This window comes from Psychrosphaera algicola, from assembly GCF_028401425.1.
GTDB classification, from domain to species: Bacteria; Pseudomonadota; Gammaproteobacteria; order Enterobacterales; family Alteromonadaceae; genus Psychrosphaera; species Psychrosphaera algicola.
Window position 1 is genome coordinate 1,766,574 of record NZ_JAQOMS010000002.1, and the last position, 20,937, is coordinate 1,787,510.

18 protein-coding genes and 3 pseudogenes are annotated in these 20,937 nt (G+C 40.8%); 8 read left to right on the forward strand and 13 right to left on the reverse strand.

Annotation, left to right across the window (positions count from 1 at the left end):
* The first annotated feature begins 81 nt into the window (after positions 1–81).
* The 4 genes from mtnN to PN838_RS09405 are packed head-to-tail and all read left to right on the forward strand — an operon-like array spanning position 82 to position 2,148.
* Positions 82–780, forward strand: coding sequence for a 5'-methylthioadenosine/S-adenosylhomocysteine nucleosidase (gene mtnN / locus PN838_RS09390; protein ID WP_272180492.1), 699 nt, complete (start codon positions 82–84; stop codon positions 778–780).
* A 38-nt stretch (positions 781–818) separates the two neighbouring features.
* Entirely contained in the window at positions 819–1,100 is a 282-nt protein-coding gene (locus tag PN838_RS09395) for a hypothetical protein (RefSeq protein WP_272180493.1), read from the forward strand.
* Positions 1,097–1,762 carry a cobalamin biosynthesis protein gene (locus PN838_RS09400; protein WP_272180494.1) on the forward strand — a complete coding sequence of 222 codons (666 nt, stop codon included), beginning with the start codon at positions 1,097–1,099 and terminating at the stop codon, positions 1,760–1,762. Before PN838_RS09395 ends, PN838_RS09400 begins: the two co-directional genes overlap by 4 nt.
* A gap of 20 nt (positions 1,763–1,782) precedes the next feature.
* Positions 1,783–2,148 (forward strand): rhodanese-like domain-containing protein, encoded by a 366-nt coding sequence (locus PN838_RS09405; protein ID WP_272180495.1) that lies wholly within the window; start codon positions 1,783–1,785, stop codon positions 2,146–2,148.
* 121 nt (positions 2,149–2,269) lie between these two features.
* Here the strand turns inward: PN838_RS09405 and PN838_RS09410 are convergent, their stop codons facing one another.
* The 7 genes from PN838_RS09410 to PN838_RS09435 all read right to left on the reverse strand — a co-directional run bounded on the left by PN838_RS09410 (position 2,270) and on the right by PN838_RS09435 (position 6,121).
* Entirely contained in the window at positions 2,270–3,013 is a 744-nt protein-coding gene (locus tag PN838_RS09410; protein ID WP_272180496.1) for an SGNH/GDSL hydrolase family protein, read from the reverse strand.
* 381 nt (positions 3,014–3,394) lie between these two features.
* Positions 3,395–3,718: a low molecular weight protein tyrosine phosphatase family protein gene (locus PN838_RS09415; protein WP_272180497.1), complete on the reverse strand. Its 324-nt coding sequence runs from the start codon at positions 3,716–3,718 to the stop codon at positions 3,395–3,397.
* A gap of 79 nt (positions 3,719–3,797) precedes the next feature.
* A complete protein-coding gene (locus PN838_RS09420) occupies positions 3,798–4,148 on the reverse strand; it encodes a DUF5329 family protein (protein WP_272180498.1) in 351 nt (116 codons plus the stop codon).
* Positions 4,149–4,270: 122 nt separating this feature from the next.
* Complete coding sequence (locus PN838_RS09425; RefSeq protein ID WP_272180499.1) at positions 4,271–4,600, reverse strand: hypothetical protein; 330 nt, start codon at positions 4,598–4,600, stop codon at positions 4,271–4,273.
* Entirely contained in the window at positions 4,588–4,785 is a 198-nt protein-coding gene (locus PN838_RS27180) for a L,D-transpeptidase (protein WP_370661018.1), read from the reverse strand. Before PN838_RS27180 ends, PN838_RS09425 begins: the two co-directional genes overlap by 13 nt.
* A complete protein-coding gene (locus PN838_RS09430; RefSeq protein ID WP_272180500.1) occupies positions 4,716–5,741 on the reverse strand; it encodes a hypothetical protein in 1,026 nt (341 codons plus the stop codon). The genes PN838_RS27180 and PN838_RS09430 overlap by 70 nt, the downstream gene beginning before the upstream one ends.
* Entirely contained in the window at positions 5,741–6,121 is a 381-nt protein-coding gene (locus tag PN838_RS09435; protein ID WP_272180501.1) for a rhodanese-like domain-containing protein, read from the reverse strand. The genes PN838_RS09430 and PN838_RS09435 overlap by 1 nt, the downstream gene beginning before the upstream one ends.
* 15 nt (positions 6,122–6,136) lie before the next feature.
* On the opposite strand from PN838_RS09435, the gene PN838_RS09440 reads away from it, so the two are divergent.
* Positions 6,137–6,718 carry a TlpA family protein disulfide reductase gene (locus PN838_RS09440; RefSeq protein ID WP_272180502.1) on the forward strand — a complete coding sequence of 194 codons (582 nt, stop codon included), beginning with the start codon at positions 6,137–6,139 and terminating at the stop codon, positions 6,716–6,718.
* Positions 6,719–6,819: 101 nt separating this feature from the next.
* On the opposite strand, the gene lysS is transcribed toward PN838_RS09440, so the two are convergent.
* The 5 genes and pseudogenes from lysS to PN838_RS09465 form a co-directional block, all read right to left on the reverse strand.
* Positions 6,820–8,388: a lysine--tRNA ligase gene (gene lysS / locus PN838_RS09445; RefSeq protein WP_272180503.1), complete on the reverse strand. Its 1,569-nt coding sequence runs from the start codon at positions 8,386–8,388 to the stop codon at positions 6,820–6,822.
* A gap of 52 nt (positions 8,389–8,440) precedes the next feature.
* A protein-coding gene (gene prfB / locus PN838_RS09450) for a peptide chain release factor 2 (RefSeq protein ID WP_215963474.1) occupies positions 8,441–9,539 on the reverse strand; the annotation gives its coding sequence in 2 pieces (ribosomal slippage) (positions 8,441–9,463 and positions 9,465–9,539; 1,098 coding nt in all).
* Positions 9,540–9,647: 108 nt separating this feature from the next.
* A pseudogene (gene mutT, locus PN838_RS09455) lies at positions 9,648–10,042 on the reverse strand (8-oxo-dGTP diphosphatase MutT).
* 89 nt (positions 10,043–10,131) lie between these two features.
* Positions 10,132–12,835, reverse strand: a pseudogene (gene secA, locus PN838_RS09460) (preprotein translocase subunit SecA).
* Positions 12,836–12,926: 91 nt separating this feature from the next.
* Positions 12,927–13,850 (reverse strand): M23 family metallopeptidase, encoded by a 924-nt coding sequence (locus PN838_RS09465; RefSeq protein WP_272180504.1) that lies wholly within the window; start codon positions 13,848–13,850, stop codon positions 12,927–12,929.
* A gap of 35 nt (positions 13,851–13,885) precedes the next feature.
* On the opposite strand from PN838_RS09465, the gene PN838_RS09470 reads away from it, so the two are divergent.
* Positions 13,886–14,374 carry a DciA family protein gene (locus PN838_RS09470; protein WP_215963470.1) on the forward strand — a complete coding sequence of 163 codons (489 nt, stop codon included), beginning with the start codon at positions 13,886–13,888 and terminating at the stop codon, positions 14,372–14,374.
* Between the two features lie 30 nt (positions 14,375–14,404).
* Here PN838_RS09470 and barA read toward each other — a convergent pair whose 3' ends face one another.
* Positions 14,405–17,224: a two-component sensor histidine kinase BarA gene (gene barA / locus PN838_RS09475; protein ID WP_272180505.1), complete on the reverse strand. Its 2,820-nt coding sequence runs from the start codon at positions 17,222–17,224 to the stop codon at positions 14,405–14,407.
* Positions 17,225–17,240: 16 nt separating this feature from the next.
* Here barA and rlmD point away from each other — a divergent pair, with 16 nt between their 5' ends.
* Both rlmD and relA read left to right on the forward strand, forming a co-directional pair.
* Positions 17,241–18,698 (forward strand): 23S rRNA (uracil(1939)-C(5))-methyltransferase RlmD, encoded by a 1,458-nt coding sequence (gene rlmD, locus PN838_RS09480; RefSeq protein WP_272180506.1) that lies wholly within the window; start codon positions 17,241–17,243, stop codon positions 18,696–18,698.
* Positions 18,699–18,709: 11 nt separating this feature from the next.
* A pseudogene (gene relA, locus PN838_RS27185) lies at positions 18,710–20,935 on the forward strand (GTP diphosphokinase).
* The last annotated feature ends 2 nt before the right edge of the window (positions 20,936–20,937 follow it).

A 20,937-nucleotide genomic window follows, 5' to 3' on the forward strand; every position in this document is an offset into this window, starting at 1 on the left:
CTTATAATGTATTTTTTATTATGTATATTACGGTTTTAATTAACCTTTATATCCAAATTGCAATTAGGGATTTACCTACTCATGACAATCGCAATCATTGGCGCTATGGCACCAGAAATCGCTATTTTAAAAGACCAACTACAAAATATAAAGTCCACAAACGTGGCTGATTTTTGTTTTTACCAAGGAACGATTGATAATAAGTCCGTTGTATTGGTTCAATCGGGTATAGGTAAGGTTGCTTCTGCCGTTGCAACAACACTCGTGATTCAATTATTCAAACCTGACTATGTTATAAATACCGGCTCTGCAGGTGGTTTTGACTCAAGTCTTAAAGTAGGTGATATTACGGTAGGGAACGAACTTGTCCATCATGATGTTGACGTAACAGCATTTGATTATGTTTATGGCCAAGTGCCAAACATGCCGGCTCGTTTTGTTGCAGATCCAACATTAATAGCGTTAACCCAAGATTCAATTGCCGAACTAACCGACATAAATTGTAAAGTTGGGCTTGTAGCCACTGGCGACAGTTTTATGTGTGACCCAGCTCGGATCGAAGAAACCCGCGTTCGTTTTCCAGATATGTTAGCAGTTGAGATGGAAGGCGCGGCTATTGCTCAAGTATGTCATCAATTAAATACCCCATTTGTCGTTATCCGTTCATTATCTGATATTGCCGGTCAAGAATCTCCGGTATCGTTTGAAGCCTATTTGGAAATTGCCTCTAAAAATTCTTCCCAATTGGTTTTGAACCTCATCTCAAAAATTAGCGCATAACTGGCCTGCCAAATTTGAACCTTTTGGAAGGTTGGCCTGTGCTACAACAATCACCAGAATTGGCAATGGTCATTCTGGTGATTGTTATCGAATGGTTGCTGCCACTTGGCAATCGCTTTCATATTGAAAATCTGTTCATCGGTTTGACCAATGCAATACGTGTCAAATTGCGACTTCAAAGAACCAACATTAATCACACATTAAATGGTGTGTTAGCTCTTGTGTTCTATCTTGTATTTATCGCTATAGTGCTGTTTGCCGTTTTGTTCGCCTTTGAAAACGATGTCTGGACTCAAGGTTTTTACTTTACCTTAGCTTGAGCCTGTCGACTCATACCCGCGTATTTCAGCAACTTCGACCACTTTTAGAAAACAACCAAAAAAGTGCGGCACGAACCTTATTAGCAACCATCACTATTTGGGATACCACCAAACTAAGTTTACTTGGTATCAATAAACTGATTCTCGAGCTTTTGATCTTTCGTTTTGTGCATGGTTGGCTGTTCCCTCTGATTGCGTTCGGTTTGTTCGGCGCAGCAGGTAGCCTGCTTTATATTGCCATCGTCGCTACACAATTTGCATGGTTGTCCTACGACAAAAAGATAAGCGACTTTGGTCAATTTTCAACTCGAATGCTAGACACTTTAAGCTTTATTCCTTCTCTATTTTTGGCCCCTATGTTTTCAGTATTTTGTTCTAGTCCTGGATGGTTAAACACTTTTTCAAATACAAAAAAACAATGGACAGAAAATAGAGGCTCGCTAACGCACTTATTATGGCTCGCAATTGTTTCTGCTGGTTGCAAATGTGAATTAGCGGGACCGCTGATGTTAAACGACCATAAAGTCCCTAGGCCAAGAATAAACTTCGCTAAAGCTATTGGCCCCGAACATATAACCCAATTATTAAATTGGATCGTGCGCTTTAAGATATTTACGCTAACGTTATTGGTAACGGTTCTTCTTATTATTGGATTAAAATAAATGAAATTAACTTCACTTTTTTGTCACTGTTAACCTTATTTAGTTTTTCATCAGGTGCAGCCTACTTTGGTTCTTTGGAGCTAATTGATGCTGAGCAACTTAATAAAGAACGGGAAAAATACATTGTATTAGATGTTAGAACCGCTGAGGAATTTAAAGCTGGTCACATTGCTGGTGCAGTAAACATTCCGCACAAAAACATTAGCGAACATATAGAAACGATTAAAACTTGGCAGGATAAAACTATCGTGGTGCACTGCAAAAGTGGTTATCGAGCAGGCAAGGCTGAATCAGTACTTACCTCTAACAAGATAACAAATATGGTGCATCTAGATGGCGACTTTGACGGCTGGCAAGACAACAATCAACCGATTGTTAAAGACTAGCTCATTCATTGTTTTTCATTACGTGTTTTTCATTACGAAGCATACTTTTGATGTAACCGCTATTCGGTATAAATAAGTTTCAAAGTAATCAATCCGACTCTGCTCATGCTCCGCTTAATGACTATGGTTTAGGAAGTAGTGGAGCTATTACCTTAAACACCTGTTTTGCTAAATACTTATAACCAGCGGAAGTAAAATGAACATCCCCTTGTTTCTTTTGAATCGCTGGTATTTTTAACAAGGCATGTGAATGTAAATCATTGATCACTATGTTGTTCTTCATCGCGAGTTGCTTCACGATATCGTTATAAATAATTTCATCGCCAACTTTTCTGCCAACCTCACCCTCTGGCACAGGCGTGGTAGCAGACCAAATAAGCTTAGCTTTAGTAGCCTTTAGCCTATGTATCAACTGAGTCATATTTTGTTTGTACTGAGTCGGCGTTGTCGTCAACGACCCGTTTATTTTGTCTCTATGGCCAGTATTTTTTGATTCAGGATGACGATAGCAAATATCCCACAAGCCCCAGTTAAAACTGATCACATCCCAATTAAGCGTCCCAAGCCAGTCATCGATATGCTCTAATCCATAAGAAGAATATCGACCATTTGTCGGGATCCGAAAAACATCCGCCTTACCTTTCAGCAACTTTCTAACATGCACCGTATAACCAATGGAAATAGAGTCTCCAATAAGCAAAACATTTGGCAAATTAGGGTTATCCTTCGGATTTGAGAACGCTTTTTTAAACTCTTTGCCAGTATACAATTCATTGCTACTGGCTAGGTTTTCTTGGCTATATGCATTTTGCGCAAACAAAGTAACTAGGCTCAACAGTAACAAACGAACAAATGTGGTTCTCATAAATGGCCTTTCAGTAAACAAGGCGCCTCGCTAGAGGCCTAAAATTGTAGGTTAAAAATTTAATAAAAATAGGACCTGGACTTCGTACTCGTTTTACATAACGAGGCCCAAACAAAGTCAGCTCCCATCAAGCTGAAAATTCGTTTTAGCGTGTAAACACGTGCCACAAAACGTAAATCCATGACAAAAAACCATGAAATATTGCCCATAATACTGACTGATTAACGCTCCAAGAAATTACAATTGAAAGTGCCGTGCCAAATGTAATCCCATACTTTACGATTTCTTTTCCTGATTTTTCCATTACCTAACTTCCTGGTTTTTAAAAATGAGTGATAACAAAGCGAAATTTCGCTCATGTTGATCGGTCAATCAGAGATGCTAAACATCGACATACTGAGCAACTTTTTGTTTAAATAAGTCAACTAGCGCAGGTTCCATGTACTCATAATTGTCAGGAATGCCCAAACAAATAACACGCTGCGCATTTAAGTGAATTTTAAAATGTGAACGTAATTTCTTTTTCTGTGATTGCTCCATAACAAAAATGTAATCAGCCCAAATCACATCTTCAACCCCTAATGGAATTTCTGCATGGTTATTTAACGCTGCTGAGCGGACGCTAATATTCGCGATATCTGAAAATACCGATTCAGCGGTAGGACTTCGTAAGTTATTTTGACTGCACACAAATAGTAAATTCATCTAGGCCTTAAGCCATAGCAAGAAAACAATAGAAATCCGAAACATACAGCAAGCAGTCTTGCTGACAACTTAATCTAGATTATTTCTTAGATGCTCTATAAGCGGCTAATTCGGCTAACAGCCATTGTTTACTTTTAATCTCAGGCTTACCTTCACAGTGGATTTTATAATGCTTACCTGACATTTTACTTTTAGTGGCTGAGTACTTTATAAAATCCTCTGTCGAATGAATATCATCAGCATAATACTCATATTTTTTCTTAATATGTGCCATGGCCTCTTGCCCATTATGGCGAGTACCATTGCGCTCATACGTACAAGATGTTGTGCTAACAAAAGTTAATAAATGATTAATTTCGTCCTGCGTAAATGCATAGCTTTTAATAGAAAAAACTGAAGCAATCATTAAGAGTATGTAACCGAACTTCAAATGTAACTCTCCTTGTTAAACAATTTAATCTGAGGAAACTCCCTCGTTTGATCGAGCCCCATTCGTTACAAACTTAACGCTTTATTAACAATCAAGTTTGCAGAAACTCGTAAAAATATTTTTTATAAAGCAGGATCAGCTTCTATTTCAGCAATGCCTATTTGGCGCTTTTCATCTTCGGAGCTTTCGACAGAAGGTTGTTTTACCTCTTGTATATCAATATCAAATGGATTTATTTCTAGCTGCTCTGTCACTTTGCTGCCGGTGATTGATGTGTTGTCGCTAGATGTCGTTTCATCACCATAAGTATCGACTTCTTGCCCTGTTAGTTCACCATTGCTCACTGTATTGCGATCTTGCTCAGTTAGGTTTTCAATGCCACTCTCGCTTACCTTATTATCGGCAAGGGGCTTGTTTTCTAAATCGGACTGAGTATTGGTTAACGCAACCAAATCAAGTTCCTCAGGTGTCGCACTAACAATGACTTTGTCGCCGTTTTGTAACAGTCTAAAAACACTTCAATGTCTGAATTTCGCAACCTAACACAACCGTGAGTCGTACGGCTTCCTATCGAACGAGGGTTAGATGTCCCGTGTAAAAACAATGAGTTGCCAAAGTGCATGGCATGGTTACCCATGATGCCGCGCCAACAACGTTCGCCTTTTGCCAGTTTTTGCCTAAACTCGCCTTCCATTTTTTCGGAACACACCAATTGATGCCGTCGGGATCAAATAACTTAAATTCAATTTCAAACTGCCCTTCAGGGGTGTAATAACACTTACCGCCTTTAGCGGCAGATAAACATCGGTCATAACCAAGTGCAACCGGCGCTGTTACTAACTTGGTACTTTGCCCGTCGATGATTTCAAATACAGATACATTAAATGAGGTTTTATCAATTACCGCGACACGTTTTGCGTTTGCATCCCTTTCATACATTTTAGGACGCGTTCGATTTTGGACTTTGACTGGTTTAGCTAACCACATCGGCTCTGAAACTGGTTGCCAAGCCCCATCAGGGAAATGCCCGGTGATCCGAATTGTGTGATGGTCTTCTTCATTTGTAGTGAAAACCGAATCCGCCAATAAAATCTCACCACCTGTTTGTGTTGAGCTTTTGTAATTATTCACGCTATCCTCGAAATCAGCATCGGTTGCACTGTCTGGTTCAAGTTCGGTTTTATTTTTTTGTTTAAGCGCCGCCGACAATGCACTTTGTTGATCTGGGTACCATAACGTCGACTCTAATAATTTATATGCCTTAGCCTTCGTATTTCGAGACTTTAGTGCTTTATGAATTATCATGGGAGGCGCAGAATGGGAAACCACTGTGCGCTCCTCTAACGCAGCCTTTATTGAAACGTATAAATGAGGTTCAAGGGGTTGCCATTCGCCTTCGGGGAAATGCCCAGTGACTTCTATCCATTCTTCATCTTGCTCACTTGACGTAAACAAAGTGCGGTCTGGCCAGCTTTCTATAATTACCCCATTGGGCAAATCAAAAACATCGATTTCAGCCTTAGTGATAAATGTTTTAGCGGCCAACAAGGGCAAACTTAAGCACAGTAAAAGACAAAGTAGTATTAGTCGCATTAATCAGTGTCGCCATGGTCAATAGGTAATAAACGCTCACACCAGGCTCTAAAACCGCCATCGAGAGACTTCACTTGAGTATAGCCAAGTTTTTGGAGCATATCCGCGGCGAGCGCTGATCTAAATCCGCCACCGCAGTACAGTACAATACGGGTTTGAAAGTCAGGGATCTGACGTTCTATATCGCGTTCTAGAACGCCCCTTCCAATATGAATAGCATTAGGCAAATGCCCTTTAACCCATTCGTTATCTTCTCTTACATCAATAAGGATGAAAGGGGTTTGTTCAGAATTAATTAACAAATATTGGTCGATATTAATTTCCGTAATTAACGGTTTTATATCGCTAACAACGCGCAGAAAGCCTGGAGAATGTTCCATGTTTCGGCCTCCAAAATGTTTACACTTATTGCAGAGTGCCAGATAAACTTTTTCGGTCAAAACATTCATTATTTCATTGCATTAACGCATACTGAACAATCTTATCAATTGGAAAAACAGAACCTTAATATGCGTATAAAATTAGCGAGTTTGTGTCTTCTGTTGTTGAGTTTTAGCTCGACAGCTCACAACGATTATCACGTAGGCGTTATCAGTAGCGAAGATATCCTGCTGAATTTTGAAACATTTGCACCACATCAAAATGACGTCACTTTCACCGATGAACAACTATCCGCATTGAGTCAGTATACAACTCCTACTGAGATCAGGGTCTTTTTTGGACAATGGTGTCACGATAGCCAACGTGAAGTGCCAAGACTGATAAAGTTATTTGAGCAACTCGGTAATCAAAATCTATCGGTTGTTTATTATGGTTTAGATACAGACAAGTCAGACCCGGCAGGAAAAGCCAAATTAAACGATATTAAACGCACCCCGACCGTAATCGTTTTACAAGATGGCGCGGAAGTTGGCCGCATATTAGAATTCCCTACAATCGACTGGGCGACGGATATCGCAACGCTGCTAAAACTCTAAACCTGTGCAGCTTGGTATTAATATTAAATATAGGGCAAATTTCAGACATAAAAAACCGACTAATGTCGGTTTTTTCACATTGGTCACTTATTCATTCAAACTTATTCTGCTTCTTCGCCTGTAGCGATTGGCTTCATGTGTGGGAACAAAATTACATCTTTGATCGTTGGCGAATCGGTCAACAACATCACTAAGCGGTCAATACCGATACCTTCACCAGCCGTCGGCGGTAAACCGTACTCTAAGGCTTGGATATAGTCTTCATCAAAGTGCATTGCTTCAATGTCACCAGCGTCTTTTTCTTCAACTTGTTTTTGGAAACGCGCGGCTTGGTCAGCTGCATCATTCAACTCAGAGAAACCATTAGCTAATTCTCTACCGCCAACAAAAAACTCAAAGCGGTCAGTAATAAACGAATCGTTATCGTTACGGCGTGCTAATGGTGACACTTCCCACGGGTAACCTGTGATAAACGTAGGTTGGTCTAGTTGCTCTTCCGCTGTCGCTTCAAAAATTTCACAAAGGTATTTACCTGCACCCCAGATACCTTCAACTTCAGGTTCTTTGATGTGCAATGCCTTAGCGATTACTTTTAATGTTTCTAAGTTATTAACCGGATCAGCAATCGCAGCCGCCCATTGAGGGTTATTTGCTGCGTCGTCATAATATTTTAAAACTGCATCAGCCATAGTCAAACGCGTAAAGGGTTTACCAAAGTCATATTCTTTAGTTTCGAGCACTTCACCTTCGGCATTTTTCACTGTGTTTTTAACAACCGCAGTACCTAAGACGCTTTGAGAAACACTGCGAAGCATTTCTTCAGTTAAGTCCATCAAGTCGTTGTAATCTGCATACGCTTGGTAAAACTCGATCATAGTAAATTCTGGATTATGACGGGTCGACAAACCTTCGTTACGGAAGTTACGGTTGATTTCGAATACACGTTCAAAACCACCAACAACCAAACGTTTTAGGTATAACTCCGGAGCAATACGTAAATACATGTCACGAGACATGGCATTGTGATGTGTGATGAATGGACGTGCTGAAGCGCCACCCGGAATAACCTGCAACATTGGTGTTTCAACTTCCATAAAGTCACGGTCAGCTAAGAAACGACGAATGCCTTCAACGACTTTAGAGCGCACTACAAACGTTTTACGTGTCTCTTCGTTTGTGATCAAATCAACATAACGTTGACGATACTTAGCTTCTTGGTCAGTCAAGCCATGGAACTTTTCTGGTAATGGACGCAGTGACTTCGTTAATAATTCATAACTTTGCATATCAACGTATAAGTCGCCTTTACCCGACTTATTTAACGGCCCAGACACACCAATGATGTCGCCAATGTCCAATACGCCATATTTGGCTTTTAAATCTTTTTGAACATCTTTTGATGCATAAGACTGAATGCGACCTTTCATGTCTTGTAATAACAAAAACGGGCCGCGTTTAGCCATAATACGTCCAGCAATACTGACCTTATGATTTAGCGCAACTAATTCTTCTTTCGACTTTTCGCCAAATTCTTGTTGTAAGTCGTCACTGTAATGTTCACGACGGAACGTATTTGGGTGACCATTTGCATCACAGTTCTCGCGAATTGTTTCTAATTTCGCGCGACGTTCGGCAATCAATTTGTTTTCGTCTTGAATTTGCTCAGTCATGTTTGTTCTCATCTAATTAATCTGTATTGCGATAGTTATCGCCAACGAATACTTAAAGGCCCGCTTTTAAGCTTGCCTCAATAAATTTGTCTAAATCACCGTCTAATACCACTTGAGTATTTCGGCTTTCGATCCCCGTTCTTAAATCTTTTATACGAGAATCGTCTAACACGTAGGAACGAATTTGACTGCCCCAACCGATGTCTGATTTGGCATCTTCGGCGGCTTGTTTTTCTTCATTCTGTTTCAACATTTCAAGCTCAAACAATTTGGCTTTTAATTGCTTCATTGCTTGGTCTTTATTTTTGTGTTGCGAACGTTCGTTCTGACACTGTACAACCGTATTAGTTGGTAAGTGAGTGATACGTACCGCAGAATCTGTGGTATTAACGTGCTGACCACCGGCCCCTGAGGCGCGGTAAGTATCAATTTTTAGGTCAGTGGTATTAATATCAATTGCGATGTTGTCGTCCACTTCTGGATAGACAAATGCCGAAGCAAATGACGTGTGACGACGACTGTTAGAATCAAATGGTGATTTACGAACCAAACGATGCACACCGGTTTCGGTACGACACCAACCAAATGCATATTCACCTGACACGCGAATTGTCGCGCCTTTGATGCCAGCAACATCACCAGGAGTTACTTCGATAAGTTCAGTTTTAAACCCCTTAGCTTCACCCCAACGTAAATACATACGCAACAAAATATTGCACCAGTCCTGCGCTTCTGTCCCGCCAGAGCCTGACTGCAAATCGATGTAAGCATCGTTTGCGTCCTGAGGACCGGCAAACATACGACGGAATTCAAGGACATCTAATTTTGCTTCAAGGTCGTTTAATTCTGTTTGTGCTTCTTCGAACGTTTCTTCGTCTTCAGCTTCAACCGCTAATTCGATTAACCCTTCAACGTCATCACAACCTTGATCAAGTTCGTCGATAGTATTTACAACGGCTTCCAAATTTGAACGTTCTTTACCTAAATTTTGAGCTTTTTCTGGATCATTCCAAACTGCGGAATCTTCTAATTGACCAACGACTTCTTCTAATTGCTCTTTCTTAGCATCGTAGTCAAAGATACCCCCGTAATACATCCGTGCGTGTGCGGATGTCGGTAAGTTGATTCTGTACTGGATTGACTTCAAACATATGTATTAAAAAACCTAAATTGATCCAAAATAAACGAGGGCGGAGTGTACCAAATTTGCAATAATAAAGTCAGCAGGCAACGGTGTTAAAAATTCAAATAAATGACGATTATTTTAGTTCATCACGAATTTTGGCTAATACCGGTACATTTGCATCAGGAAAAGTCAGTGCAAGTAATTCTGATTTATCAAACCAACTGACCTCTTGCCCTTCTAATCCGGCTTCTTCTCCGTCAAATTCACTCACCAGCAAAAAATCCAATTTAACGGTTTTTTCAGGATAGTCGAATTTCAAAGAATGGAACGGTGACGTTGTTGTCACTTCGATATTAATTTCTTCTTTAAGCTCTCTTATAAGGGCTTGCTGAACAGTTTCCCCGACTCAACTTTACCACCGGGAAATTCCCACTTGCCACCTTGGTGCTGATGAGACTGGCGTTTGCTCAGTAAAAACTGACCGTTGCGATAAATTATCGCGGCTGCGACATGAATTTGTTTATTCATTTAATTTCCTTTAGCCAACGTTTAAACCGCTATGCTCTAAACTAAAAAAGCGGGCAAGCCCGCTTTCTTTTCATATCAAAGGCTGTCTATTAAGACAATTTACCGTGACATTGTTTGTACTTTTTACCAGACCCACAAGGGCAAGGTTCATTACGGCCAACTTTTGCTTGGTCTCTAATTTGAGGCGCTTGTCTTTCTTCATTAGAAAGCTGGCTCGATGTTTCATGTTGGTATTCTTTTGGCGTGTTTTCAGCTTGTTTACGACGCTGCTCTTCAACAGCCTCAACGTCTTCTTCCGCCTTAACTTGAACACGGCATAACATTTTAGTTACTTCCGCTTTTAACATTTCTAACATATCGCCAAACAATTCAAACGACTCACGTTTGTATTCTTGTTTTGGATTTTTCTGGGCGTAACCACGTAAATGAATACCTTGACGCAAATGGTCCATCGCCGCTAAATGCTCTTTCCAATATTGGTCGAGCGTTTGCAACATAACCGCTTTTTCGAAATGACGTAAAACCTCTTTACCAACCATTTCTTCTTTCGCGTGATACATTTCGTCAATTGTTTCAGAAACACGTTGTTTTAATGTTTCTTCATGCAGTTTTTGATCTTCGTCCAACCAGCTACGAATAGGCAAGTCGACAGCTAAATCTGATTTTAAACGTTCTTCTAGACCTTCCAAATCCCACATTTCGTCAAGTGACTGCTGTGGTATATAAGTATCTAGAATATTAGCGACAACTTCCTGACGGATACCGTCAATTACTTCGCCAATATCGCCGCCTTCCAATAATTCATTTCGTTGTGAGTAGATTACTTTACGTTGATCATTTGCTACATCGTCGTATTCAAGTAATTGCTTACGGATATCAAAGTTACGAGCCTCAACTTTACGTTGTGCATTTTCAATCGCTTTATTCACCCAAGGATGTTCAATTGCTTCGCCTTCTTCCATACCTAAACGACGCATCATGTTTGTGACTTTTTCAGACGCAAACAAACGCATTAATGTGTCTTCCATCGACAGATAAAAACGAGAAGAACCCGCATCACCTTGGCGACCAGAACGACCACGTAACTGATTATCGATACGGCGTGACTCATGACGTTCAGTACCGATAATATGCAGACCACCAGAGGCCAATACCGCATCGTGACGTTTTTGCCATTCCGCTTTGATGTGGGCGACTTGCTGTTCAGTCGGATTTTTCAAACGCGACGCTTCAGCTTGCCAGTTACCACCTAATACGATATCGGTACCACGACCGGCCATATTAGTCGCAATTGTTACTGCGCCCGGTAAACCTGCATCTTCAACAATTTGTGCTTCTTTTTCGTGTTGTTTTGCATTCAGTACGTTGTGTTTAATGCCTTCTTTTTAAGGAATTTAGACAACAACTCTGACGATTCGATTGAAACTGTACCCACCAATGCTGGCTGACCACGTTTTTCACAATCTTTAATGTCTTCAACAATGGCTTTGTATTTTTCAAGTTGCGTAAGGTAAACCAAGTCAGTTTTGTCTTTACGAACCATAGGTTTATTGGTTGGAACGACAACCGTATCCAAACCATAAATTTGTTGGAATTCAAATGCTTCTGTATCTGCCGTACCTGTCATGCCCGACAATTTGTCGTACATACGGAAATAGTTCTGGAAGGTAATTGATGCAAGCGTTTGGTTTTCGTTTTGAATCGCCACGCCTTCTTTCGCTTCAACAGCTTGGTGTAAGCCTTCAGACCAACGGCGACCTTCCATAGTACGACCTGTATGCTCATCAATGATGACAATTTGGTCATCTTGGACAATATAATCAATGTCTTTTTGATACATGATATGAGCGCGAAGGGCAGCATATACGTTGTGTAACAACGGAATATTTGTTGCACTATAAAGCGAATCTTCTTTACCAATCACGCCACGTTCACGCAGAATTTCTTCCACTCTGATTTGGCCGCGTTCGGTTAGGTAAACTTGTTTTGATTTTTCATCAGCAGTGTAATCGCCTGTGCTTTCCACCCTTCTTCGTCGTCTTTTTCTTGACGCTCTAACAGTGGTACAACACCATTAATTTGAAGATAAATTTCCGAATTGTCTTCGGCAGGACCAGAAATAATAAGCGGTGTACGGGCTTCATCAATTAGTATCGAGTCAACTTCATCGACAATCGCAAATGGTAATGAGCGTTGAACACGTTCTTTGGCATTAAATGCCATATTGTCGCGCAAGTAGTCAAAGCCAAATTCGTTATTAGTTCCATATGTAATGTCGGCCACATATGCTTTTTGTTTTGCATCGTGGGACATACTATGAATATTACAACCAACCGTCATTCCTAAAAATTCAAATAACTCACGGTTAGTCTCAGCATCACGTTGAGCCAAGTAGTCATTTACGGTAATAACGTGCACACCGTTGTCGGTAAGCGCATTAAGGTATGCTGGTAACGTTGCCGTTAGCGTTTTACCTTCACCCGTTCTCATTTCGGCGATTGAGCCAGAATTAAGAACCATGCCACCCACAAGCTGCATGTCAAAGTGACGCATGCCGTATAAACGCTTACTGGCTTCACGTACCGTTGCAAAGGCTTCTGGGAGTAAATCGTCTAAGGTTTCGTTGGCTTCTAGACGTGCTTTGAACTCTGCTGTTTTTGCACGCAGTTCTTCATCAGAAAGGCTTTCAAATTGAGGTTCTAAGGCGTTAATTGCGGCAACAGATTTGTTTAATTGCTTAATTGTACGTTGGTTACGACTACCAAAAATTTTCGTTAATATCGATGAAATCATATTTATTCAGCTTGTACTTCTGACTGTTCTTTAAAATAAAAACAATCGGCAATTGCCGATTGTATAGTTTTTGTTCTTATTATCGTGCAGTTTATTCGGCTTTTCGATAAACGTATGGGAGCGGGTCTATCTGCTTCCCTCGTTTTAAAACCTCATAATGGACATGGGGACCGGTTGAGCGACCAGTACTGCCCATACGTCCGATATTCTGTCCTTTGGCAACTAAGTCACCAACATTGACTAACAATTCTTTGTTATGGCCATAACGAGTAATAACACCGTCGCCATGGTCTATCTCAACCAAGTTGCCATAACCGTAACGACTGTCAGCCCATGTAACAACACCAGCTCCCGTCGCTATCACGTCAGCGCCTTCTTCACCGGCAAAATCCAAACCTTTATGCTTTGCAGGCATTTTAGTAAATGGGTCTTTACGCACACCGTAGTAAGAAGACAACCAACCAGAACGAATTGGACGTCCAGAAATAAATATCTCTTGTTCTATATGGGTATTTAGAAGAATGGATTCAAGTACTGCCATTTTTCTTTCTTGACCATCAAGCTTTACTAGCATCTCGTCCATTTCGGAAAATAGCTCGTCAGTCCTTTGATATACGTCGCCAACATCTTCTGTTGACGGACCACCGGTGCCGGTAACTAAGTCGAAATTAAATTCGTCATTTGGGATTGAGGCCTGCTCAGCAACCCTTGACGCAAATGCGTCTAAACGGTTTACTTGGCCTTTTATCTCACCTAACTTTAACGTTAACGCAGAAAGTTGATGTTCTGTGGTTTGTTTAATTCTCATTAAGCGCTCTTTTTCAGCGCTGTATTCATCTTTTGATGCAAGCAATTGTTGCCTTACATGGTCGGTTTCGCCACTATCTGAGACAGCAGAAGAAATTAACCAAACGGCGCCAAGTAACACTACAGAAGCAATAGGCAACCATTGTGCTTTTTGCATCCGCATGCGGAAACTTACATTCTTTCCTTTATAAATAAGTGTTAAACTCATTAATCGCTACCTAAACTAATTGCGCGTTTTAAATTATGGCAAAGTCACCAAAGTCTCTCAATGATCTTTTTGTTTCGAACACAAAGAATAACAATTTGTCGGTCTATCAGCAAAAAACACGCGAATTTAGACAAATTCATCAATTGCTCAGTGAACTTTTAGGGGACAATATCGCGCAAAACATCATTGTAAGCAACTTTAATGACTGTATTTTACAAATTGAAACGACCTCTGCTGCCGTAGCAACCCATATTAAAATGCGTCAATCTGAAACTTTGTCTATGATCCGTCAGCGTTTTAATCCCGCAACAGTGACAATTAACGTTAAAGTTAGTCCAAAATCAATGTCAGTAAAATATGCAAAATCACTCACTTCACAATCCAATATAAATGAACCGGCTCCGGCCAAAGTAACCCACATTCCGGACAATGCGGCAAATATGTTTGACGACTTAGCCAAAAATGCCACGGGGTCGCTAAAAGAAACATTTGCCCGTCTCGCAAGTCATCGCAAAACACCTTAATTAATCGCACTCAAAATCGAACGGGTTAATTTAAACGGCTATTGACCAACCTTCCGCTTGGGCCAACAGTTTCTCTAACTCATCTATTAGTTCATACAATTCAGGCTCAACTGTCGCTATATCGGCGCTTCGCTTTAATCCCGACTCAATAGTTTCCGCTAGCAATTTTATATTTGGCACACCGGTGTAACAACAAGCACCGTGGAATTTATGGATTACTGGCAATAATTGTTCTACGTCATTTGTTTCAATATGCGTTTTAACGTCAGTGAGCGTTTCAGGTACCGTTCTCATTAACATAGTAAACATCTCAATTGCTAAGTCGTACTTACCGGCTGAACGTTGCATGGCAAGACTCCAGTCAACTTGAGGGTATTTCGCAAACTCCGGTGCCTCCCCAACTTCAAATGGTAACAAGCCCTGACTCGTGTCATTAGCACTTTGAATTTGGTCGCCGTTTTTAGTTCCGCCACTTTCATTAAATGGACAATGTTCAAACAAGATCTGTTTTAACATTTCCTCATCTATGGGTTTCGATAAAAATGCGTCAAAGCCTGACGCTAAAATCTTCGCCTGCTCTTCTGGTGCGGCATGTGCCGTAACTGAAATTATTGGGGTCGTCTCATTAAGAGAACTTTCTCTGATTTTTTGACACGCCGTAATACCATCCATTATCGGCATTTGAATATCGAGGAAGATGGCATCGTATTTATGCTTTTGCGCTAAATTCCAAGCTGCTTGACCATCACGTTCCGTATCAACTTGCACGGACATTTCTGATAATAGGGCTTTTAGTAACTTAAGGTTGGGGTCGTGATCGTCAACCGCTAATACTTTCATGCCTCTAAACGACATGCCTTGGTTTTCATCAGGCTCTGTCGTTTCCAAATAAGGCGCAGCCATTGACCCGATGAGTTTGCGATGGTTGATTGGCAAACTCAAACATGCCGTCGCACCGGAGCCAATAAAGGCTTCTTTAAGATTAGGTGAAATACTGTTGATAACTGTGAATACGTGTTCACAATATTGACGCGCAATTGAGATCAGGTGCTTCATTTCGCCTACCGTGCTTGGCGAAACATGATGACTAATTAACACCAGATCAAATTTCTTGTCACTTATTAAGCCAACAAACTCTTTTTCAGTGGAACAATGGGTGATCTTTAATTCGGTAAAGTGTTTCAGTAACGACAACCCGTCATTCAATGATTGTTCGTCCGAGTCCATATATAACAAGTGTTTATCGGTGAGGACTTTAATCGGCAATGGTTCTGCAACATTTAAATGATTATCTTTAATATAGACATCAAAAAAGAACTGACTGCCTTTATCGGTTTCGCTTTTAAAATGAATGTCACCATCCATCGCTTCAATTAATTTTTTACAAATAATCAAGCCTAGCCCCGTTCCACCAAACTTACGTGTCACTGAACTGTCAGCTTGGCCAAATGCCGCAAATAACTTTTCTTTGCCTACTTTATCAATCCCAACTCCAGTGTCTGTCACTGTAAACCGCAATTGATGGCCGGTTTCGTTAACACTCAAATATCGGATATCCAATCTCACATAGCCAGATAAGGTAAATTTGATGGCATTGCCAAGCAGATTAATGATTATTTGTTTTAATCTATCTGGGTCCCCGCGCAGTTCGTCAGGCACTTTTTCATCGATATTAAGATAGATATTCAACCCTTTATCAAACACATTTGGCGCTAACAAGGTCATCACATCATTAACGGTATCCCGCAGGGCAAACGGTATATCTTCGAGTTCCATTTTACTTGCATCAAGTTTTGAGAAATCGAGGATATCGTTAATAATTCGAAGCAGATTCACCGCTGACGTTTCGATTGTTTCTAAAAAGTCTCGTTGGTTTACATTTAAAGATGTCTTTTTTAACTGTCGAGTAAAGCCTAATACACCATTTAAGGGCGTCCGTAACTCATGACTCATGTTAGCTAAAAACTGAGATTTAACATCGTTGGCATTTTGCGCATCGCGCCTTGCCATACTCAACTGAATATTTTGCACTTCAAGCTGTTCAACAGTTTGTTGTAATTCTTGGGTGTATTCACTGATGTTGTGTTCGGCCCGTTCATTGGCGTAATAAATTTCTTTACCTATGTTATTGACCGACATTCGCAGGGTATCGATCTCCCCCAACATTGGCTCTTTAACTTTAGTCTTTGTTTTACCGGCAATAATATCCGCTAATGCGTCGATTAATGTGCGGATTGGGTCAACAATACGTTCGATAAAACGAAATGCGAATAACAGCGTAAACAGGACCGAAATAACAAGTAAACTGATGAGGAAAAACAATGACGACTGTTGCTCTAACAACGCTTTATCACGTGATAACTCAACAACCAAGTACCCGTATAACGTACGGCCATTTTTTGTCACAAATAAAAACGATTCTTCTGACGCCGGTTGACCATAAATTGGAGTACGAACATAAATATGATTTTCGCCATATTCAACTTGGGTATTATTTGGAATGAGTCGACTAGGTTGTAATTTTATTTTATCAAAGTCGTTATGGTAGTTAGATGAAATATAGAGTTGGTGGTCTGGTAGAAACACCGAAATCGAGCGCACAATAGGACTGGCACGGCGATGAGCCATGTCGAGTGCCGTTGCCAAGCTTTCTTGCTGATTTAATCTTATGGAGTGAGCACACAACAAAGAAAGCGGCTCAGATAAATAAATCCCGCGCTCTGTTAAGTTCTGATCTAACTCGTTAAACCGTTGGTAGGTAAGGTATCCACCTAAACAAAGCCCGACGAGTAACGAGGGTAAAACGATGACCATTACGGCCCAATGTCGTAAAGACAGAAGTTCTTTCATCTAAATTGGAATATACTTGGCAAATAATATTGATCTGACTAACTTATCGCAATCAGTCAGGCCACACAATAAAAAGCCGCGACAAGACGAAAAAACACTTATGGCAAAGATATTTAGACCGACAACAAAAGCTAAAAACAAAAAACATTTATCGCATGCAAAACAGTTGCCCGACTTCACAGCGCATATTGAAAAATATGACCACGAACTCAAAGCAATAACAAAAGCAAATGATGGCCGGATCACATTTATAACCGGCGCGATGAAAGGCGAAGAAGTTAAAGTACGTCCTATTCAATACACTAAAAACTTGATCCACGCCGACACGATCGAAGTCATTACAGCGAGTGCCGACCGTGTCGAACCGCCGTGCGAACACTTTGCAAAGTGTGGCGGTTGCCAATTGCAATATATTGCTCCTGCAACGCAGTTGGTAGAAAAGCAACATGCGTTAGACGGATTGATCAAGAAAAAATTAAAACTCGACACCTTAGCATGGCAACCTTCAATTACCGGAAGCAGCGAAGGTTACCGAAGAACAGCTAGGTTAGCTGTTTGGCATGAAACCAATGGCGCAATATCTATCGGGTTTCGGGAGCAACATGCAAAGCGCATAATTGATGTTGATCATTGTTTAATATTAGCACCTAGCCTGACCAAAACAGTGCAAGCGTTTCGCCCAGTATTGGACAAACTAAATGCAAGAAGACACGTTACACACTTGCAACTGTTTAGTTTAGCGCCACAGGATGTGCTGGTCATCCGCACTCTAAAAGCAATGACAGACGCTGATATGACTCGTTTGTCAGACTATGCAGCGGCCAATAACGTTAGAGTGATATTGCAAACCGATAAAACAGAATTTATTGATTTAGTCTGTGCAGATAAGTCGGCCGACTTTTTGCTTAGTTATGCCATCGACGATATGCAGCTGCAATTTCAACCAAAAGACTTTATCCAAATTAACGATGAAGTGAACCAACAAATGGTTGCGCAGGCGATTGCTTGGTTGCAAGTCGAGCAACACGATACAATATTGGATTTATTTAGTGGTGTTGGTAACTTTACGCTACCTTTGGCAAAACGTGCCAAAGAAGTGTTTGCAGTAGAAGGTGTGAGCGACATGGTTCGCCGGATAAAAACCAATGCGGAACTAAACAAACTCACTAATATCCATGCTTACCAAGCTGACTTGTCGGAAATCAATGACCGTAAAAAGCCAAAATGGTTAAAGCCGATTGATAAATTATTGTTGGACCCAGCTCGAGACGGTGCAATGGATGTGGTGAAAAAGATACCTCTTTTGAAACCAAATCAGATTTTATATGTCTCATGTAATCCAGCAACTATGTTAAGGGATCTGGAAATTTTGCAGTCAGCAGATTATCATCTGACGAAAATAGGATTAATTAACATGTTTCCACATACTCATCATGTAGAGGCAATGGCTCTACTTGAGCATAAAAAAGCTTAAAGGGATAAGGTTTGGTTTCAGTAACTCGAGTTCACAGTCTAGAAGAAGTATTAGCAAATCGAGAAGCTAAGGGGTGGTTGCAAGAGTTAGGGCTTGCCGATCATACTGTTACTGCGCTTGATAATGCGTTCCAGTGGTTGTCAGAGCAACCAAAACAATCCGAACTATTATCACCTATCGACAGTGACTTTGTTCGCCAAGGGTTACTCATAGTTGAAATATTACTTGAGTTAAACATGGACGATGACAGCCTTGTTGCCGCCCTGCTTTACCCATTTTTTGAACACCAATCGACCGACAATAAGCTTAAAGAAAAAATAAAGAAAAACTTTAAAGTTAGCGTCCTCAATTTGTTAATGGGCGTGAAAAAATGGCGAGCATGGGGTTGCTCTCATCAAGAATGAAACATTCGCCAGAACAAGCTGAAAACATCCGTAGAATGTTAACAGCGATGATTGAAGATGTTCGAGCCGTAGTCCTCAAACTTAGCCAACAAATTGTTCTGTTAAGAGAAATTAAAAATAGCGACGAAGAAACCCGTGTTTTAGCCGCCAAAGAAACTCAAAACATCTATGCGCCACTCGCCAATAGATTGGGAATTGGCCAATTAAAATGGGAACTTGAAGACTACGCATTTCGCTACCTCCAACCTCAAATGTATAAAGACATCGCGTCAAGTTTGGAAGAAAAACGTACCGAACGACAGCAATATCTTGAAGACTTTGTTGAGTCTTTAACATCAAAAATGACCAGTAACCAAATCGACGCCATGGTTTATGGCCGGCCAAAGCACATTTACAGTATCTGGAAAAAGATGCTGAAAAAGGTTACGAGTTCAGCCAGCTTTATGACATCCGCGCGGTTAGAGTTGTGACTGAACGGTTACAAGACTGTTATAGTGCGTTAGGTGTTATTCACACCAATTGGCGTCACATTCCTAGTGAGTTCGACGATTATGTCGCCACACCAAAACCTAATGGCTACCAATCAATTCATACCGTTGTGCTGGGCCCTGAAGGTAAACCAATCGAAATTCAGATCCGTACTCAACAAATGCACGAAGACGCCGAGCTAGGTGTTGCTGCGCACTGGCAATACAAAGAAGGCGCCGTACCGACTAAAACCGGTAAAGGATCGAGCTACGAAGACAAAATAGCCTTAGTTACGCAAACTGTTGCAGTGGCAGGAAGAAATGGCCGACAGTAATGATTTTGCAGAGGAATTGCGTAACCAAGTGGTTGAAGACCGAGTTTACGTTTTCACCCCACAAGGTGACGTTGTAGACTTGCCAAATGGTTCAACGCCACTCGATTTCGCCTATTACGTACATACAAATGTGGGTCACCGGTGTATAGGCGCTAAAGTATTTAATCGTATTGTACCGTTTACCTACCAACTGAAAACTGGTGATCAAATTGAAATCATTACGGGTAAAGAGCTAAACCCGAAACGGGATTGGTTAAATCCAAATCTGGACTATGTTCACTCTTCGCGCGCGCGGGCTAAAGTACAAACGTGGTTTAAACAACAAGACAAAGACAAAAACGTAATTGAAGGTAAACATCTACTCGAACAGGAATTGTCTCGATTAAACATCCACTGGGATGAAGCCGAGTTAGCGAAAGAACGCTTCAACATGGTGACATTAGACGACTTATTGGCTGCAATTGGCGGCGGCGACGTTAAGCTCAATCAAGTTGTAAATTACATCCAATCGAAAAATCTAAAAGAATCGCCACCGGAAGTTGATCCTCGGTTAATTCAAAAGCCACGAAAAACGAAAACATTTCAAAATGGCGTAATTCTACAAGGCGTTGGTAACTTGATGAACCAACTTGCCGGGTGCTGCAATCCAATACCAAGGCGATGAAATATCTGGTTATATCACACAAGGTCGCGGCGTAGTTATCCATCGGAGTGACTGTGAACAGTTTAAGGTTGTAATGGATGACCACCCAGAACGCTTTATCGACGCAACTTGGGCTGAGCAATATTCTGGCGGGTATTTAACACAGATAAAAATATTGGCGAATGACCGCAGTGGTTTATTGCGTGATGTCACCAGTATTTTAGCCAACGAAAAAGTCAATGTTTTAGGCATGAACACCCAATCTGAAGTGGCCAAACAACTGGTTTGGATGGACATTAAACTTGAGGTTTATAATGTTGGTGCATTTAACCGAGTTGTTTCTAAAATTGGCCAACTAGACGAAATAATAGAAGTTAAACGAGTATAAAT

Bases quoted from the DNA above. Each gene is read 5' to 3' on its own strand.
- mtnN (WP_272180492.1), top strand. From the start codon at position 82: ATGACAATCGCAATCATTGGCGCTATGGCACCAGAAATCGCTATTTTA.
- PN838_RS09410 (WP_272180496.1), bottom strand. From the start codon at position 3,013: ATGAGAACCACATTTGTTCGTTTGTTACTGTTGAGCCTAGTTACTTTG.
- PN838_RS09415 (WP_272180497.1), bottom strand. From the start codon at position 3,718: ATGAATTTACTATTTGTGTGCAGTCAAAATAACTTACGAAGTCCTACC.
- PN838_RS27180 (WP_370661018.1), bottom strand. From the start codon at position 4,785: ATGGGTAACCATGCCATGCACTTTGGCAACTCATTGTTTTTACACGGG.
- PN838_RS09430 (WP_272180500.1), bottom strand. From the start codon at position 5,741: ATGCGACTAATACTACTTTGTCTTTTACTGTGCTTAAGTTTGCCCTTG.
- PN838_RS09435 (WP_272180501.1), bottom strand. From the start codon at position 6,121: ATGGAACATTCTCCAGGCTTTCTGCGCGTTGTTAGCGATATAAAACCG.
- PN838_RS09440 (WP_272180502.1), top strand. From the start codon at position 6,137: ATGTTTACACTTATTGCAGAGTGCCAGATAAACTTTTTCGGTCAAAAC.
- lysS (WP_272180503.1), bottom strand. From the start codon at position 8,388: ATGACTGAGCAAATTCAAGACGAAAACAAATTGATTGCCGAACGTCGC.
- PN838_RS09465 (WP_272180504.1), bottom strand. From the start codon at position 13,850: ATGAGTTTAACACTTATTTATAAAGGAAAGAATGTAAGTTTCCGCATG.
- PN838_RS09470 (WP_215963470.1), top strand. From the start codon at position 13,886: ATGGCAAAGTCACCAAAGTCTCTCAATGATCTTTTTGTTTCGAACACA.
- barA (WP_272180505.1), bottom strand. From the start codon at position 17,224: ATGAAAGAACTTCTGTCTTTACGACATTGGGCCGTAATGGTCATCGTT.